The organism is Cupriavidus sp. HPC(L) (assembly GCF_000307735.3).
Classification (GTDB): Bacteria; Pseudomonadota; Gammaproteobacteria; order Burkholderiales; family Burkholderiaceae; genus Cupriavidus.
On sequence record NZ_AMPR02000090.1, the window covers coordinates 1 to 14,710 of the forward strand.

General features: G+C 68.5%; 16 protein-coding genes. 8 read left to right on the forward strand and 8 right to left on the reverse strand.

The genetic code is table 11. From position 1 onward, the window contains the following. Window position 1 precedes the first annotated feature (1 nt). A complete protein-coding gene (locus tag B551_RS06860; RefSeq protein WP_023263741.1) occupies window positions 2–1,663 on the forward strand; it encodes a M48 family metalloprotease in 1,662 nt (553 codons plus the stop codon). Window positions 1,664–1,705: 42 nt separating this feature from the next. Here B551_RS06860 and B551_RS06865 read toward each other — a convergent pair whose 3' ends face one another. The 6 genes from B551_RS06865 to B551_RS06890 all read right to left on the reverse strand — a co-directional run bounded on the left by B551_RS06865 (window position 1,706) and on the right by B551_RS06890 (window position 6,476). Next, window positions 1,706–2,308, reverse strand: coding sequence for a DUF2946 family protein (locus tag B551_RS06865; protein ID WP_006575843.1), 603 nt, complete (start codon window positions 2,306–2,308; stop codon window positions 1,706–1,708). A gap of 90 nt (window positions 2,309–2,398) precedes the next feature. Continuing rightward, a complete protein-coding gene (locus B551_RS06870; RefSeq protein WP_023263742.1) occupies window positions 2,399–3,391 on the reverse strand; it encodes a YheT family hydrolase in 993 nt (330 codons plus the stop codon). A 127-nt stretch (window positions 3,392–3,518) separates the two neighbouring features. Beyond that, window positions 3,519–3,959 carry a nuclear transport factor 2 family protein gene (locus tag B551_RS06875; RefSeq protein ID WP_023263743.1) on the reverse strand — a complete coding sequence of 147 codons (441 nt, stop codon included), beginning with the start codon at window positions 3,957–3,959 and terminating at the stop codon, window positions 3,519–3,521. Window positions 3,960–4,119: 160 nt separating this feature from the next. Then, window positions 4,120–5,142 (reverse strand): lipopolysaccharide heptosyltransferase II, encoded by a 1,023-nt coding sequence (waaF, locus tag B551_RS06880; protein ID WP_023263744.1) that lies wholly within the window; start codon window positions 5,140–5,142, stop codon window positions 4,120–4,122. 133 nt (window positions 5,143–5,275) lie between these two features. Further along, window positions 5,276–5,470 carry a zinc-finger domain-containing protein gene (locus tag B551_RS06885; protein ID WP_006575845.1) on the reverse strand — a complete coding sequence of 65 codons (195 nt, stop codon included), beginning with the start codon at window positions 5,468–5,470 and terminating at the stop codon, window positions 5,276–5,278. Between the two features lie 85 nt (window positions 5,471–5,555). Next, window positions 5,556–6,476 carry a branched-chain amino acid transaminase gene (locus B551_RS06890; protein WP_006575846.1) on the reverse strand — a complete coding sequence of 307 codons (921 nt, stop codon included), beginning with the start codon at window positions 6,474–6,476 and terminating at the stop codon, window positions 5,556–5,558. Between the two features lie 314 nt (window positions 6,477–6,790). Here B551_RS06890 and B551_RS06895 point away from each other — a divergent pair, with 314 nt between their 5' ends. The 3 genes from B551_RS06895 (at window position 6,791) to B551_RS06900 (ending at window position 8,639) form a co-directional block, all read left to right on the forward strand. Further along, window positions 6,791–7,810, forward strand: coding sequence for a tripartite tricarboxylate transporter substrate binding protein (locus B551_RS06895; protein ID WP_006575847.1), 1,020 nt, complete (start codon window positions 6,791–6,793; stop codon window positions 7,808–7,810). A gap of 168 nt (window positions 7,811–7,978) precedes the next feature. After that, window positions 7,979–8,233 carry an AbrB/MazE/SpoVT family DNA-binding domain-containing protein gene (locus B551_RS25525; RefSeq protein WP_006575848.1) on the forward strand — a complete coding sequence of 85 codons (255 nt, stop codon included), beginning with the start codon at window positions 7,979–7,981 and terminating at the stop codon, window positions 8,231–8,233. After that, window positions 8,220–8,639 (forward strand): PIN domain-containing protein, encoded by a 420-nt coding sequence (locus tag B551_RS06900; protein ID WP_006575849.1) that lies wholly within the window; start codon window positions 8,220–8,222, stop codon window positions 8,637–8,639. Before B551_RS25525 ends, B551_RS06900 begins: the two co-directional genes overlap by 14 nt. Window positions 8,640–8,657: 18 nt before the next feature. Here B551_RS06900 and B551_RS06905 read toward each other — a convergent pair whose 3' ends face one another. Beyond that, window positions 8,658–9,413, reverse strand: a complete 756-nt coding sequence (locus B551_RS06905; RefSeq protein WP_006575850.1) for an SDR family NAD(P)-dependent oxidoreductase — start codon at window positions 9,411–9,413, stop codon at window positions 8,658–8,660. A 143-nt stretch (window positions 9,414–9,556) separates the two neighbouring features. Between B551_RS06905 and B551_RS06910 the strand changes: the two genes are divergently transcribed. The 3 genes from B551_RS06910 to B551_RS06920 all read left to right on the forward strand — a co-directional run bounded on the left by B551_RS06910 (window position 9,557) and on the right by B551_RS06920 (window position 11,872). Continuing rightward, a complete protein-coding gene (locus tag B551_RS06910; protein ID WP_006575851.1) occupies window positions 9,557–10,456 on the forward strand; it encodes an AraC family transcriptional regulator in 900 nt (299 codons plus the stop codon). 184 nt (window positions 10,457–10,640) lie between these two features. After that, window positions 10,641–11,552, forward strand: coding sequence for an AzlC family ABC transporter permease (locus B551_RS06915; protein WP_043437886.1), 912 nt, complete (start codon window positions 10,641–10,643; stop codon window positions 11,550–11,552). Further along, the gene (locus B551_RS06920) at window positions 11,549–11,872 is read left to right on the forward strand and encodes an AzlD domain-containing protein (RefSeq protein WP_006575853.1); all 324 of its coding nucleotides are present in this window, start codon (window positions 11,549–11,551) and stop codon (window positions 11,870–11,872) included. Before B551_RS06915 ends, B551_RS06920 begins: the two co-directional genes overlap by 4 nt. Before the next feature lie 2 nt (window positions 11,873–11,874). Here B551_RS06920 and B551_RS06925 read toward each other — a convergent pair whose 3' ends face one another. After that, complete coding sequence (locus tag B551_RS06925) at window positions 11,875–13,035, reverse strand: helix-turn-helix transcriptional regulator (protein WP_023263745.1); 1,161 nt, start codon at window positions 13,033–13,035, stop codon at window positions 11,875–11,877. Between the two features lie 437 nt (window positions 13,036–13,472). Here B551_RS06925 and B551_RS06930 point away from each other — a divergent pair, with 437 nt between their 5' ends. After that, window positions 13,473–14,669 (forward strand): phosphoglycerate kinase, encoded by a 1,197-nt coding sequence (locus B551_RS06930; RefSeq protein WP_006577365.1) that lies wholly within the window; start codon window positions 13,473–13,475, stop codon window positions 14,667–14,669. Window positions 14,670–14,710 lie beyond the last annotated feature (41 nt).

Below are 14,710 nucleotides of genomic sequence, written 5' to 3' on the forward strand. Positions count from 1 at the left end.
GCTGCTGATGCTGGCGCTTGCCACGCCCGCCTGGCCCCAGGCCGCCTCGGCGCCGGCGGGCAAGGCAGTGCCCTCGATCGCGCCGGCGCTGCCGGGCCTGGGCGGTGACGCCAGCGATCAGGTCTACGACAACCTGAACCGCAGCGTGAAGGCCGGACAGCGGTCCGACTTCGGCCTGCGCAGCGGCAATCCGGTGGTCGAGAGCAACGGCATCCAGCTGCCGGACATGGGCGATCCGTCGACCGCGGCGCTGTCGCCAGACATGGAGAAGCGGCTGGGCGACCGCATCATGCGCGACATCCGCCGCGATCCGCAGTACGTCACCGATGCGCTGCTGGCCGATTATCTGAATGCGCTCGGCTACAAGCTGATCCAGGCCGCCCGCCGCCAGAACCTGGCCGGCACCACCGGCGGCGGCACCTTCGCGACGGGCTTCGAACTGTTCGCCGTGCGCGACCGGACCATCAACGCGTTTGCGCTGCCCGGCGGCTATATCGGCGTGCATACCGGCCTGCTGGTGCAGTCGGAGACCGAGTCGGAACTGGCGTCGGTGCTCGGCCACGAGATCGGCCACGTCACGCAACGTCATATCGCGCGCGGCATCACCAGCCAGGATCAATCGATGTGGATCGCGCTGGCGTCGATGGTGCTGGCCGGCCTGGCGGCGACCCGCAGCCCCGATGCCGCCGCAGCGCTGGCGATGGGCGGGCAGGGCGCGGCGCTGGCCAACCAGCTGTCGTTCTCGCGCGGCGCCGAGCGCGAGGCCGACCGGGTCGGCTTCCAGATCCTGTCGGCCGCGGGCTTCGATCCGCAGGGCATGCCCGACTTCTTCCGCCGGCTGCAGCGGGTTACCGGCATCTCGGAGAGCTCGGTGCCGTCCTATGTGCGCACCCACCCGCTGACCTCCGAGCGGATCGCCGACATGCAGGACCGCGCCAGCCATCTTCCGGTGCGCAAGGTCGGCAGCACGCCCGAGTACGAGTTCGCGCGGGTGCGCGCGCGCATCCTGCAGGAAGCCAATCCCACCGACATCCGGAACGCGCGCGCCGCGCTGCAGGCGCAGCTGTCCAGCGCGTCGCCGATGCGGCTGCCTGCGATTTACTACGGCATTGCCTTCGCCGAGCAGCGGCTGGGCCGGCTGGTGCAGGCCGAGCAGGCGCTGGCCGAGGCGCGCCGGCTGTACGGCAATATCCCGGGCGCGTCATCGGGCAGCCCGATGCTGGACGTGATGGCAATCGAACTGGCGCGCGGGCAGGGCCGCGTGCCCGACGCGGTGCGCCAGGCGCTGGCCTCGATGAAGACCTTCCCCTTGTCGCACGCGGTCGCGCTGTCGTATGCGGAGACGCTGCTGGGCGCCGGCCGCGCCGACGAGCTGGTGACCTTCCTGCGTTCGCGCACCCGCGAGGAAAGCGCGCGCGCCGAATGGTGGGAGCTGCTGGCGCGTGCCTACGCGGCGCAGGGCAAGCGCGTGCAGCAGCATCAGGCGCTGGCAGAGAAATACGCGCGCGACGGCGCCTATCAGGCCGCGATCGAACAGCTGCAGATCGCGCGCAAGGCCGGCGATGGCGACTTCTATACGTTGTCCGAGGTCGATGCGCGGCTGCACCAACTCGAGCGCCAGTATCGGGAAGAACGCCAGGACAACAAGGGCATCCCGAACTGAGCCGCCGCGGTTGTCCGTGCGGGAACGCGACGGCAAGCGCGGTCAGTTCGACGGCGGCGGTTCCTGCCCCTGCTGCGGCGCCGGCCGCGGCTGCCGCACGAAGCCGAAGCGCCGCGGCACCTCGGCCTCGGCGATCGGCTCGATCGGCAGATCGCGGCCACCGAAATGAAACATGCCAAGGTCCGTGCCGCAGGCCTCGCCGTGCCAGTCGCAATTGCCGCTGAACGCGTCGAGATCGTGGTCGTGCAGCAGCGCCGCCTGCACACCGCTCTCCCCGTCGATCTCGCCGGCCAGCACCACATTGCCGTGCTCGTCGGCATGGCAGCAGCGCGGCGTGAAGGCCCGCTGCGACGTGGTATGGAACTGGCCCTCGTGCAGGCGCACCACCCACGGCGCATAGGCGAGTTCGACGAATACGCGCTGCGGCCCGTTCTGGAAGAACCACGCGCCATGCTCGTCGCACAGATAGTTGCGTTCGATGAAGCCGACCAGCGCCGGATGCCGCAGCGGATCGCCGGACAGGCCATGCTGCTGCGCGTATTCGTTGCGCAGGCGCCATTGGCCGCGCCGGTCCAGCGCGAGCCAGCCATAGCAGTAGGGGACATTGGGCCAGCGGGCCATCGCCTGCTTGACGATCTCGTCCATGCTCGTCTCCTGTTGAACTCCTTGCGTGCGCCGCATCTCGCGGGAGGCGCGCGGTACATCGCAGCGATGCCGATTCCAGCGTAGAACCTGTCAGCCCAGGCTATCGAAGAATCGCAGCACCCGCGCCGGCAGCCAGTCGACATGGCCGCCGCCCGGCAGCAACGACGACAGCGGAAGATGCCGCCGCCAGTCGCGCGGCGGCGCCAGAAAGCCGACGTGGCCGCCATGCTCGGGCTGGTCGAGCAGCACCAGGCCGCTGACGTCGCCCGGGCCGGGCAGATAGCGCGCCGGCAGGAAGGGATCGTTGCGCGCGTTCAGCACCAGCGTCGGCACGGCGATATGGCGCAGCACCGGCTTGCTGGCGGCGCGCGCCCAGTAGTCGTCGGTATCGCGAAAGCCGTGCAGCGGGGCGGTGACCACGTTGTCGAAGGCATAGAGATCGCGGCTGGCCAGCAGCGCGGCGCGGTCGAACAGGCCCGGAAACTGGGCCAGCTTGTCCAGCGACTTGCGCTTGAGCGTTCGCAGGAACATCTGCGTATAGACGCGGTTGAAGCCGCGCGACAGCGCCGCGCCGCCGCCCGCCAGATCGAGCGGCGCGGACACCGAGGCGGCGCCGTCCACGAAGCCGGCGCTCGACTGCGCCTCGCCCAGATAGCGCAGCAGCGCATTGCCGCCGAGCGAGATGCCGAGCGCGTACAGCCGCCGGCCGCCGCCCGCATGCCGCTGCGCGAGCCGCCGCAGCACCCAGTCGATCTCTTCGTAGTCGCCGGAATGGTAGAAGCGCGGCGCCAGGTTCAGCTCGCCCGAGCAGCCGCGGAAATGCGGGATCACGCCTTGCCAGCCGCGCTCGCGCAGCGCGGCCATCATCGCCTGCGCGTAGTGGCTGGTCGAGTTGCCCTCGAGCCCGTGGAACAGCACCAGCAGCGGGGCGCCGGGCGCGACCGGATGCGTGGTCCAGTCCAGGTCGATGAAGTCGCCGTCGGGCGTGTCCCAGCGTTCGCGGCGGAAGCTCACGCGCGGCCGGCGCGTCAGCCGGGCCGGGATGATGGTCTGGCTATGGCCGTCGCGCAGCCACCACGGCATGCGAGCGTGGGCGTCGAACCCGTGCGGGTCGGGCAATGGCGAGGACGGATGCCGGATCAGGTCGGCGGGGCGGGACATGGCGGCGGGCGCTCCGATGGCTCCGATGCCGGGCGCTTCCCGGGGTGGTTCAGTGCAGGGCCTGCTTGGCCGTCGCGGTCGAGATCGCGACCTGCGCCGCGTTGGCCGGGCTGCAATGAATATGCGCCAGGCGCCAGCCCTCGTGGTTCTGCATCAGCACGTAGGTGGTGTGCACGTACAGGTCGGCCTCGACGCGGTCGGTGGCGAAACGCAGCGCCTCGGTCACGTCGAAGATCGAGACGCCCAGCGTCGAATGGCTGCTGCTCTCGAGCACGTCGATCAGCACCGGCTGGCGGTCCAGCAGCTGCAGGAAGGCCTGGCGCAGATGATCGTGGCCGATCAGCCGCTGGCCGTCGGGCATCACGCAGGTGATCGAATCCTCGTCCAGCCACAGTTTCAGCGCGCCTTCGGCATCGCGCAGCTTCAATGCCTCGCGAAAGGCTTCCAGGATGTCTTCGGCGGAATCGAACAGGCGGGCGAAGCGAGGCATGGCGGGATCGGTCGGTGGGCCCCGCCGGCAGGCCGGGCCATGAATCGAAGCCGTCCCAGTCGCCGTGTCGGTCGATCTGTGCGGGACGGCCATCGCGGGTCAATCAGCGGCGCCGGGCCCGCCTGGTGGCGCGGCGCCGGCGCGCGGTGTTCGCTACGGATCAAGGCCGGTGCAGCAGCTTGCGCAGCTCCACGAACACCATTTCCGGCTCGATCTCCCTGAGGCAGCGCAGATGGCCGAGCGGGCATTCGCGCTGGAAACAGGGGCTGCACTCGAGCTGGAGCCACATGATACTCGCTGCCTGTGACAGCGGGGGCGTATGGCGGGGATCGCTGGAGCCGAATACCGCGACCTGCGGCCGGTTCAGGGCCGCCGTCACGTGCATCAGGCCGGAGTCGTTGCAGACCGCCGCCTCGGCCAGCGCCAGCAGGTCGACCGCGTCGTCCAGCGAGGTCTGGCCGCACAGATTGCGCACGAACGGCGCGCCGGCGCAGATCTCGGCGGCGATCTCGCCGTCCTTGGCCGAGCCCAGCGTCACGATCTGCGCGTACGGGTACGAGCGGCGCAGCATCTGCGCCAGCTCGGCGAAATGCGCGGCGGGCCAGCGCTTGGCCGGACCGTATTCGGCGCCGGGGCAGAAGGCGATCAGCCGGGTTTGCGGCGCGATGTCGAAGCGCTCGGCGGTCTTGACCACGCGTGCCGGATCGACGCGCAGCCGCGGCTCGGGCAGCGCCTCGGGCAGCCGCGCGCCGGGCTTGAGCGCCAGCCGCGCGTAGTGCTCGACCATCGGCGGACGCTTGTCCTTCGGCGGATTGGCGTGCCGGATGTTCAGCAGGCCGAAGCGCGCCTCGCCGCGGTAGCCCACGCGCAGCGGAATGCCGGCCAGCCACGGGATCAGCGCGGACTTCAGCGAGTTGGGCAGCACGTAGGCGACGTCGTAGCCTTCGTTCTTCAGCTGCTGCGCGAACATCAGCCGGGCCGACAGCTGCAGCTTGCCGTGCGCCAGGTCGCTGGGAAACACGCGCCCGATCTCGGGCATGCGCGCGAGCACGGGCGCGACCCATTTCGGCGCGAGCGCATCGATGGCCAGGCGCGGATGGCGTTGCTTGAGCAGCGCGAACAGCGGCTGCGCCATCAGGGCGTCGCCGATCCAGTTGGGCGCGATGACGAGGGCTTTGTTCATAAGCAAGGCGCCGCCGTGCCGCCCCGCGGGTTGGCGGGGCGGCAGAGCGGCGAGAGGAAAACGGGGCGTTCGGTGCCGGCCGGCGACGCGGCCACATCAGCGTGGCCGCCGCCGGGAACGGGCGAGCGGGCGATCAGTGGTGGCCCTTCAGCACGGTGCCCGGCTTGAGCTGGTAGACGGTGCCGCAGTACGGGCACTTGGCCTGGCCGGTGTCCGCCACATCGAGGAACACGCGCGGATGGTAGTTCCAGGTCGGCGTATTGGGGGTGGGGCAGTGCAGCGGGAGGTCTTCGGCGCCGATTTCGACGACGTTTGCGGTTTGCGTCATGGTGTTGCGGGGTCAGTCTAGTCAGATGGGGGGTCCGGCTGGTGCTGCGGCAGGCCCGGCGCCGATGGCCGCCGGGCCGCCGGCATCAGACCAGGGTCAGCCAGTGCTGGTACTTCTCGTTGGTGCCGCCGACCGCGGCGAAGAAGGCGTCCTGGATCTGCTTGGTGATCGGCCCGCGGCGGCCTTCGCCGATGATGCGGTCGTCGAGCTCGCGGATCGGCGTGACTTCGGCCGCGGTGCCGGTGAAGAACGCTTCGTCCGCGCAGTACATCTCGTCGCGGGTGATGCGCTTCTCGCGGACTTCGATGCCCAGGTCGCGCGCGATCGTCAGCGTCGCGTCGCGGGTGATGCCGTCCAGGCAGGAGGCGAGGTCCGGGGTGTAGATCACGCCGTTGCGCACGATGAAGACGTTCTCGCCGGAGCCTTCGCTGACATAGCCGTCGGTGTCGAGCAGCAGCGCCTCGTCGTAGCCCAGGCTCGTGGCCTCCTGGTTGGCCAGGATCGAGTTGATGTAGTAGCCGCTGGCCTTGGCGCGTACCAGCGACACGTTGACGTGATGGCGGGTGAACGACGAGGTCTTGACGCGGATGCCGCGCTCCATGCCTTCCTCGCCCAGGTAGGCGCCCCAGGGCCAGGCGGCGATCGCCACGTGGATCGTGTTGCCGCGCGCGGAGACGCCGAGCTTTTCCGAGCCGATCCAGACCAGCGGGCGGATATAGCAGGACTCGAGCTGGTTGGCCTTGACCACCTCGCGCTGCGCCGCCTCCAGGGTCGCCTGGTCGAACGGGATCTCCATCTGGAAGATCTTGGCGGAATTGAACAGCCGGCGGGTGTGCTCCTTGAGCCGGAAGATCGCGGTGCCGGCCGGCGTCTTGTAGGCGCGCACACCCTCGAATACGCCCATGCCGTAGTGCAGGGTATGGGTCAGCACGTGGATCTTGGCGTCGCGCCAATCGATCAACTTGCCATCCATCCAGATCTTTCCGTCACGATCGGCCATCGACATGCTCGTCTCCCGCAAAAACGTCAAAAAGGTGCAAAGGCGACATTGTAAGCCCCGGCACACCCCGTGCCAACGCGGCGCGGGGGCAAGGAAGCGGCGGGATGGCGGCGGGAAAGCGGCGCCAGGCCCACGATGGTGGGGTGTTCCGCCAGCGGTCGGGCCCCGCTTATATCGTCAGGGCATACGCTCAAGCGAACTCAATCGTTTGGAAAGTGGCGATTCGTTGGTATCGTACTTGCTTTGGAATCCGGACCCCGCCGCACATGCCCGCCAGGGACCGCACCTTCCCGTTCTGGTTTTTTGGACTTTCCGCTGCCATGACCCGCACTTCGACCCGCCGCCTCGTGACCCGTCTTGCCGCCACCCTGGCCAGCCTGGGCAGCCTCGCCTGCCTGTCGTTGGCACCGTCCGCGCACGCGCAGGGCCCGGGCAACTGGCCCGACAACAAGCCGATCACCATCCTGATGGGCTTTACCGCCGGCTCGGGCGTCGACATGGTCGGCCGCACGCTGCAGGACTCGCTGCAGAAGTCGCTGAAGACCACGATCCTGTACGACTACCGGCCGGGCGCCGGCGGCAACGTCGCCTCCGAAGTGGTCGCCCACGCCAAGCCGGACGGCTATACGCTGCTGCTGGGCACCGCCGCGACCCATGGCATCAACCCGGCGCTGTACAAGAACCTGCCGTTCGACGCCGAGGCCGACTTCACGCCGATCGCGCCGCTGGTCGAGGTCTCCAACGTGCTGACCGTCAATCCGGCGGTACTCGACGTCAAGTCGGTCAAGGAATTCATCGAGAAGGTCAAGGCCAACCCGGGCAAGTACAACTACGCGTCGACCGGCAACGGCACCGGCACCCATCTGGCCTTCGCCGAATTCAACGCGCGCGCGGGCCTGGACATGGTCCACGTGCCGTACAAGGGCGGCCCCGACGCGCTGCAGGCCGTGCTCAAGGGCGAGGTCTGCTGCATCTTCAACCAGGTGCAGAGCGTGCTGCCGCAATACCGCGCCGGCAAGGTCAGGCTGCTGGGCGTGACCACCGCCAAGCGCGTGCCCGTGATCCCCGATGTGCCGACCATCGCCGAGAGCGGCGTGCCCAACTACAACAGCACGATCTGGTTCGGCTTCTTCGGTCCCAAGGGCCTGGACCCGCAGATCGCCCGCAAGGTCAACGAGGCCGTGCGCGTCGCGCTGGAAAACCCGGCGGTGCGCCAGAAGCTGGTCGACGCGGGCAACACGCCGCGCGTCGAAACCGTCGACCAGTTCCGCGCCACGGTCAAGGCCGACCGCCAGAAGTGGGCGAACGTCGTCAAGACGGTGGGAGCGTCGATCGATTGATGATCAGGACTTCGGGCCGCGCTGCCTGTGCGACGGCCCGTTTCCTGAGGAGCGCCGTTCTTTCTGGAAGTCTGGCGGGCGTTCCGGCTCCACAATCGCCCGCTTGCTGCCCGCGGTCCACTGGCGTTCAATGCGAATGTTGGTAACGGATCGACAGGAGGTAAGCACATGCCATCGGTCACGATGACTTCGAGGGGGCAAGTCACCCTTCCTGCTGAGGTTCGGGACAGGTTGGGCTTGTCGGCAGGCGATCGCGTGGAGTTTGTAATGAACGAAGCCACAGGCAACTACGAGGTAATTCCAGCCAGTCAGTCGGTCAAGCGGCTGAAGGGTGTTTTACCGAAGCCGGACAAACCCGTTTCGGTCGACGACATGAACGCGGCAATCGCGGAACAGGGAGCGTCGGCCGGTGATCGGAATTGATACCAACGTCCTGGTCCGATATTTCGCGCAGGACGATCCACTGCAGTCTCCTGTCGCCAGCGCCCTGCTGGAGGGCTTGAGTCCCGAGCGACGCGGCTACGTGCCGATCGTCGCGCTCGTCGAACTGGTATGGGTAATGACGCGGCGCTTCGGGGTCAAGCGAAACGGCATTGCGGCCATCGTTCAAGGCATATTGGAGTCGCGCGAACTGGTGGTCGAATCGCCCGAAACGGTTCGCAAAGCCCTCCAATCGTATGCGACGTCCACCGCCGATTTTGCGGACTGTTTGATCGAACGGACGTGCCACGCCGCGGCATGCGAATGGGTCGCGACGTTTGATGCCGCCGCAGCACGCACGCCGGGTTTTCGCCTGCTTGCGCAGGGAATGGCCGACGAGCGCGCATGACGTCAAAAGATAGTCGCCTCAGATTCCCTGACCACCCGACACCTCGATCCGCTGGGCGTTGACCCAGCGGTGGCTCTCCGACAGCAGGCTCGCAATCATCGGTCCGATATCGTCCGGCACGCCGGCGCGGCCCAGCGCGGTCATTTCCGCGAACAGCTTGTTGATCTCGGGGTTGTCGCGGACGGCGCCGCCGCCGAAGTCGGTTTCGATCGCGCCCGGGGCGACGGTATTGACCGCGATGCCGCGCGCGCCCAGTTCCTTCGCCATATACCGCGTCAGCACTTCCACCGCGCCCTTGACCGCCGCGTACGCGGCGTAGCCGGGGAAGGACACGCGCGTCAGCCCGCTGGACAGGTTGACGATGCGTCCGCCGTCGCGGATCAGCGGCAGCAGCGTCTGCGTCAGGAAATAGACGCCCTTGAAATGCACGTTGACCAGCGCGTCGAACTGCGCCTCCGTGGTGTCGGCGATCAGCGCATGGTCGCCGTGGCCGGCGTTGTTGACCAGATGGTCGAAGCTGTCGCGCTGCCAGGTCTCGCGCAGCGCAACGCCCAGCGCTTGTGCGAATGCGGCGAAGCTGCCGACGTCGCCGGTGTCGAGCTGCAGCGCGCGGGCCTTGCGGCCCATGGCCTCGATCTCGGCGACGACGGCGTTGGCCTGGTCGGCACGGCGCTGGTAGGTCACGATGACATCGCCGCCGCTGCGGGCAATGCTGATGGCGGTGGCTCGGCCCAGCCCGCGGCTGGCACCTGTCACGAGGGCAATGCTGTTCATGGCGAGAACTCCTGTGGTTCGGTTGGTGGTGCTTCGAATTATTGGAGTTCGCGTCTCGATAGTCTTTGTCAATTTCTCCCGCTTTCTTGCCTGAATCTCCGAGCCGGTTCGCCATCGCGGCGGAGCAACGCTATGCTGCGCGCATGAACGCCGAGCTGCTCGATGCCGTCCGCCGCTACACGGACGCCTACGCCGATCCCGACGGCCTTGCCCAAACGCCAGTGCCGGGCCTGACCACGATCCGGGCGACCTCGCCCAGCGGACTGGTCCATGCGATCGCGCGGCCGCTGGTCTGTCTGGTGCTTCAAGGGAGCAAGCAGGTCACCATTGGCTCGCAGACGTTCACCTTCGAGGCGGGCGACTCGCTGCTGATTACCGCCGACGTGCCGACCGTCAGCCAGGTCAGCCGGGCCAGCCGCGAAGCGCCGTATCTGTCGCTGGTGCTGGATCTAGAGCCGGCCGTGATCGCCGAACTGGCGATGCAGATGCAGACGCTGCCGGCGGCAGGCGGCTTGGCGGTGCGCTACCAGCCCACCGATGCCGAGGTCGCCGACGCCGCGCTGCGGTTGATGCGTCTGGTCGAGCGGCCGGAGGCGGTTCCGGTGCTGCACGCGCAGCGCGTTCGTGAGCTGCATTACTGGCTGCTGGCCGGCCGGCATGGCGCGGCGATCCGCGAACTGGGATGGCCGGAAGGCAATGCGCGCCGCGTGGCGCGCGCCGTGGCGGTGCTGCGCGAGGACTTCGCGAAGCCGTTGCCGATGGAGCGGCTGGCCGCGGCCGCCGGCATGAGCCCGTCGTCGTTCTACCAGCACTTCCGTACTGTCACGTCGCTGTCGCCGTTGCAGTTCCAGAAGCAGCTGCGGCTGATCGAAGCGCGCCGGCTGATGCTGGCCGATGGCATCACGGCCAGCAGCGCGGCCTTTGCCGTCGGTTACGAGAGCGTGCCGCAGTTCACGCGGGAATACCGGCGCCTGTTTGGCGCGCCGCCGGCGCGGGATGCGGAGGCGATGCGCGCGGCGCTGCCGGCGGACGTCGCCGAATAGCCGGCCGAACGCTGCACTGGCTGCGTTCCGCGGATTTAAGCAGCCACTTACCCGATGTGCGCCAGGCCCTATAATGGCGCCTTACCCGCCGCGCTCGCGGCGGGGTGTCCGGCGATGCCGGCGCGGCGCGGGGAATGGTGCCGCGCCGTCGCGCGATCGGCCGGATCCTCACCGCATCCGCTCCATGACTTCCCCTCGGCCCCCGGCCTGGTTGCGCCTTTGGCATCGTGCCACGCAAGGCGTCCTGCACCATTTCTGGACCCGTTTCCCGCCCGCCGAGCGCACCGGCTTCCTGGCCGGCGCGCGCCGATTCGCGCCGTCGCTGCCCGCCACGTTCTCGTGGGGGCTGGTAACGGGCGTCGCGATGAGCAAGTCGGTGATGACGGTGCCCGAGGCGATCGGCATGAGCCTGCTGGTCTATGCCGGCTCGGCCCAGCTGGCGGTACTGCCGCTGTTCGCCGCCGGCATGCCGCTGTGGACGATCTGGCTGACCGCGGCCGTGGTCAACCTGCGCTTCGTGATCTTCAGCGCCGCGCTGCAGCCGCATTTCAGCTATCTGCCGCTGTGGCGCCGCACCGTGCTGGGGTCGTTCAACGGCGACCTGCATTTCGTCTTCTTCATGCAGCGCTACCAGGCGCCGGGCTACGAGCCCGGCAAGGAAGGCTATTTCTGGGGCATGGCGCTGGTCAACTTCGTGATGTGGCAGGTGTCGTCGCTGGCGGGCATCCTGCTGGCGAGCCTGTTCCCGGACAGCTGGGGACTGGCGCTGGCCGGCACGCTGGCGCTGATTCCGGTGATGGTGTCGACGATCAATTCGCGCTCGACGCTGATGGCGGTCGCGGTGTCCGCGGTGCTGGCGCTGTTCTTCTTCGACCTGCCGTACCGGCTCGGGCTGGTGGTGGCGGTGGCCGGGGCGATCGCGGCCGGCATGGCCAGCGACCAGATGGCGGCCCGCGCCGCGCTGCGCGGCATCGAACGCAAGCGGCGACGGGACAGGGCAGCCGACACGGACCCTCCACACGTCAATCACAAGACAGACAACAACGCTGGCGGCCATGCCAGCCATGCCGCTTCGTCGGCGGAGGACCGGGCATGAGCCACTGGCAGATCTGGATCGCGCTGGTCGGCATGGCGGTGGTGACCATCGTCACGCGGGCCTTGTTCCTGATGGCGGGCGAGCACGTCAGCCTGCCCGACCGGCTGCAGCGGGCGCTGCGCTACGCGCCCGCGGCCGCGCTGGCGGCCATCATCCTGCCCGACCTGATGACCTGGCAGGGCCATTTCACCGTCGGCCTGGAAAACTACAAGCTGATCGCCGGCATCGCCGCCGCGCTGTTCTATCTGGCCACCCGCAGGATGCTCGGCATGATCGCGGTCGGCATGGCGGTCTACACGGCATTGCGGCTGCTGGCCTGATCTCAGGACGCGCCGTTCGGTTCGGCCACTGGCGCCTTCAGCGTGGCGCTCAGCTGGGTCAGCAGGTGCGACAGCTGGGCCTGGCTGTTGGTGCCGGTCTTGATGAACACCGACTTCAGCTGCGTCCTGCTGGTCTCGCGGCCGATCTGCAGCTGCTCGCTGGCCTCGGGCAGCCCGATGCCGGTAGTCAGCAGCGTCGCCAGCCGCATCTCGGCCGGCGTCAGTCCGTAAAGATCGCGCAGTACCTGGGGCAGAAGGGGCGAGCTGCCGCGGGCGTCGTGGATCGCGACCAGCGCGGCCGGCTGCTGCCAGGCCTGGCCCAGCGCGTGCGACGGCGGCAGCGGCAGCACGACGACCTGCGCACGGGCGCCCTGGCGCGATTGCGCCATCGCCGCCTGGGCGGGCACCGGCGCGCTGGCATCGCAGGCGGCGCGGACCATCGCGGCGAACGGGCGCGACAGCGTCCATTCGTCGCCCGTGCCCGTACCCGTGCCCATGCGCGGGGCGGCCGGGTTGGGCACCAGCCGGCGCACCCAGGCCTCGCCCTCGCCGTTGTGCAGCAGCACGCGCGCATCCGCGGTGAAGACGATCACGCCGAACGCCAGCTGGTCCAGCAGCTGCATCGACAGGCGCTGCAGCGCGGTCAGCGCGCTGGTGCGCTCGCGCAGCGCCATCGCTTGCCGGATGTGGGGAATCGCCCAGTCCAGCGCGCGCGCGTCCTCGGGCGCGAACAGCGGGCCGTCCAGTGGCCGCTGCAGCGAGAAAAAGACCTCGTAATAGGGCTGGCGGTCGACCAGGCAGGCCATCACCGAGCCCATGCCGTAGCGATGCAGGAAGTCGCCATAGAAAGGGTGCCGCGAGAGGGTGCCGACACCGAGCTCGCGCGCGTCGATGTACCAGCCGCCAAGCGGCATCCGCGGCGTAAACGAGCGCCCCGGGTCCAGCGCCTGAAAGGTCTGCTGGTAGGCCTGGGCCAGTCCTTCCACCGGATTGGCCAGTTCGATCACCGACATGCGGTCGCTGCGCTTGTCCAGCACGACCATGCCCATCTGGGTGCTGCCGCTGGCGCGGCGCAGGTTCTGCAGGCTGCGCTGCCACGCCTGCGGATCCACGATGCCCTCGTAGAGTCCGCGGATGGTGTCGTGGATGTCGCTATCGGTCATTGCGGCCTCCGCATTGACCCGAGCGACCCGAACGACCTGGCCGACCCGGTCGATCCGTTGGTGCGGCAGGCGTCGGGCGGCACGTGCAAAGGCTGGCGCCGCCCATGGTTTGCGCCATGGACTTCCCCTTGGTTCATCGACTTCCCCTGTTCCGACGACAAAGCAACGCGCTGCCGGGCTCTAGTGACGGCCCGGTCGGCTTTCCAACTTCTTGTTTCTTCTTGATTGGGATTGGACGGCTTCTCGAGGGCAGCGCGCCGGGGCGTCTGCGATGGCCGAGCAGCTATGGTACGGCTTTGCCGCAGGGTCGTCAGCACGATGTGATGAGGGTTTCACCTGCCTTTGTGCCCCAGGCGTCGCAACCCCGTTGCAATTGCGCAAAAGGGGATCCCCCTTCAGGTAAAATGCCGGTTTTTCCGATCTTTCCCGCAAGAGCCATGACCTCTGTCCTGCGTCTATCCGACCTGATTTCCCAAGGCAAACTGTCCGGCAAGCGCGTGTTCATCCGCGCCGACCTCAACGTGCCGCAGGACGACGCCGGCAACATCACCGAGGACACCCGCATCCGCGCCTCCGTGCCCGCGATCCAGGCCTGCCTGGACGCCGGCGCCGCCTTGATGGTGACCTCCCACCTGGGCCGCCCGACCGAGGGCGAGTTCAAGCCGGCCGATTCGCTGGCGCCGATCGGCAAGCGCCTGTCGGAACTGCTGGGCAAGGACGTCAAGCTGGTGCAGAACTGGGTCGACGGCGTCGAGGTCGCGCCCGGCCAGGTGGTGCTGCTCGAGAACTGCCGCGTCAACAAGGGCGAGAAGAAGAACAGCGACGAGCTGGCGCAGAAGATGGCCAGGCTCTGCGACATCTACGTCAACGACGCCTTCGGCACCGCCCATCGCGCCGAGGCCACCACGCACGGCATCGCCAAATACGCGCCGATCGCCTGCGCCGGTCCGCTGCTGGCCGCCGAGATCGACGCGCTGGGCAAGGCGCTGGGCCAGCCGGCCCGTCCGCTGGTGGCCATCGTCGCGGGCTCGAAGGTCTCGACCAAGCTGACCATCCTGAAGTCGCTCGCCGACAAGGTCGACAACCTGGTGGTCGGCGGCGGCATCGCCAACACCTTCATGCTGGCCGCCGGCCTGAAGATCGGCAAGTCGCTGGCCGAGCCCGACCTGGCCGGCGAAGCCAGGGCCATCATCGACATCATGGCCGCGCGGGGCGCCTCGGTGCCGATCCCGGTCGACGTGGTCTGCGCCAAGGAGTTCAGCGCCAACGCCGCGGCCACCGTCAAGGACGTCAAGGACGTGGCCGACGACGACATGATCCTCGACATCGGTCCGCGCACCGCGGCGATGCTGGCCGAGCAGCTGAAGGCGGCGGGCACCATCGTCTGGAACGGTCCGGTCGGCGTGTTCGAATTCGACCAGTTCGGCAACGGCACCAAGGTGCTGGCCGACGCGATCGCCGAATCGAAGGCGTTCTCGATCGCCGGCGGCGGCGACACGCTGGCCGCGATTGCCAAGTACGGCATCGCCGACCGCGTCGGCTATATCTCGACCGGCGGCGGCGCCTTCCTCGAATTCCTCGAGGGCAAGAAGCTGCCGGCCTTCGAAGTCCTGGAGCAGCGCGCCGCGGGCTGACCCCACAGGCCCGCCGTCTGCCGGCCGCCGCGGCGGCGAGC

What these genes read in the sequence shown, in the direction of transcription:
- B551_RS06865 (WP_006575843.1), bottom strand. Translation starts at nt 2,308, where the DNA reads ATGGACGAGATCGTCAAGCAGGCGATGGCCCGCTGGCCCAATGTCCCC.
- B551_RS06870 (WP_023263742.1), bottom strand. Translation starts at nt 3,391, where the DNA reads ATGCCGTGGTGGCTGCGCGACGGCCATAGCCAGACCATCATCCCGGCC.
- B551_RS06875 (WP_023263743.1), bottom strand. Translation starts at nt 3,959, where the DNA reads ATGCCTCGCTTCGCCCGCCTGTTCGATTCCGCCGAAGACATCCTGGAA.
- waaF (WP_023263744.1), bottom strand. Translation starts at nt 5,142, where the DNA reads ATGAACAAAGCCCTCGTCATCGCGCCCAACTGGATCGGCGACGCCCTG.
- B551_RS06885 (WP_006575845.1), bottom strand. Translation starts at nt 5,470, where the DNA reads ATGACGCAAACCGCAAACGTCGTCGAAATCGGCGCCGAAGACCTCCCG.
- B551_RS06890 (WP_006575846.1), bottom strand. Translation starts at nt 6,476, where the DNA reads ATGTCGATGGCCGATCGTGACGGAAAGATCTGGATGGATGGCAAGTTG.
- B551_RS06895 (WP_006575847.1), top strand. Translation starts at nt 6,791, where the DNA reads ATGACCCGCACTTCGACCCGCCGCCTCGTGACCCGTCTTGCCGCCACC.
- B551_RS25525 (WP_006575848.1), top strand. Translation starts at nt 7,979, where the DNA reads ATGCCATCGGTCACGATGACTTCGAGGGGGCAAGTCACCCTTCCTGCT.
- B551_RS06905 (WP_006575850.1), bottom strand. Translation starts at nt 9,413, where the DNA reads ATGAACAGCATTGCCCTCGTGACAGGTGCCAGCCGCGGGCTGGGCCGA.
- B551_RS06910 (WP_006575851.1), top strand. Translation starts at nt 9,557, where the DNA reads ATGAACGCCGAGCTGCTCGATGCCGTCCGCCGCTACACGGACGCCTAC.
- B551_RS06915 (WP_043437886.1), top strand. Translation starts at nt 10,641, where the DNA reads ATGACTTCCCCTCGGCCCCCGGCCTGGTTGCGCCTTTGGCATCGTGCC.
- B551_RS06920 (WP_006575853.1), top strand. Translation starts at nt 11,549, where the DNA reads ATGAGCCACTGGCAGATCTGGATCGCGCTGGTCGGCATGGCGGTGGTG.
- B551_RS06925 (WP_023263745.1), bottom strand. Translation starts at nt 13,035, where the DNA reads ATGACCGATAGCGACATCCACGACACCATCCGCGGACTCTACGAGGGC.
- B551_RS06930 (WP_006577365.1), top strand. Translation starts at nt 13,473, where the DNA reads ATGACCTCTGTCCTGCGTCTATCCGACCTGATTTCCCAAGGCAAACTG.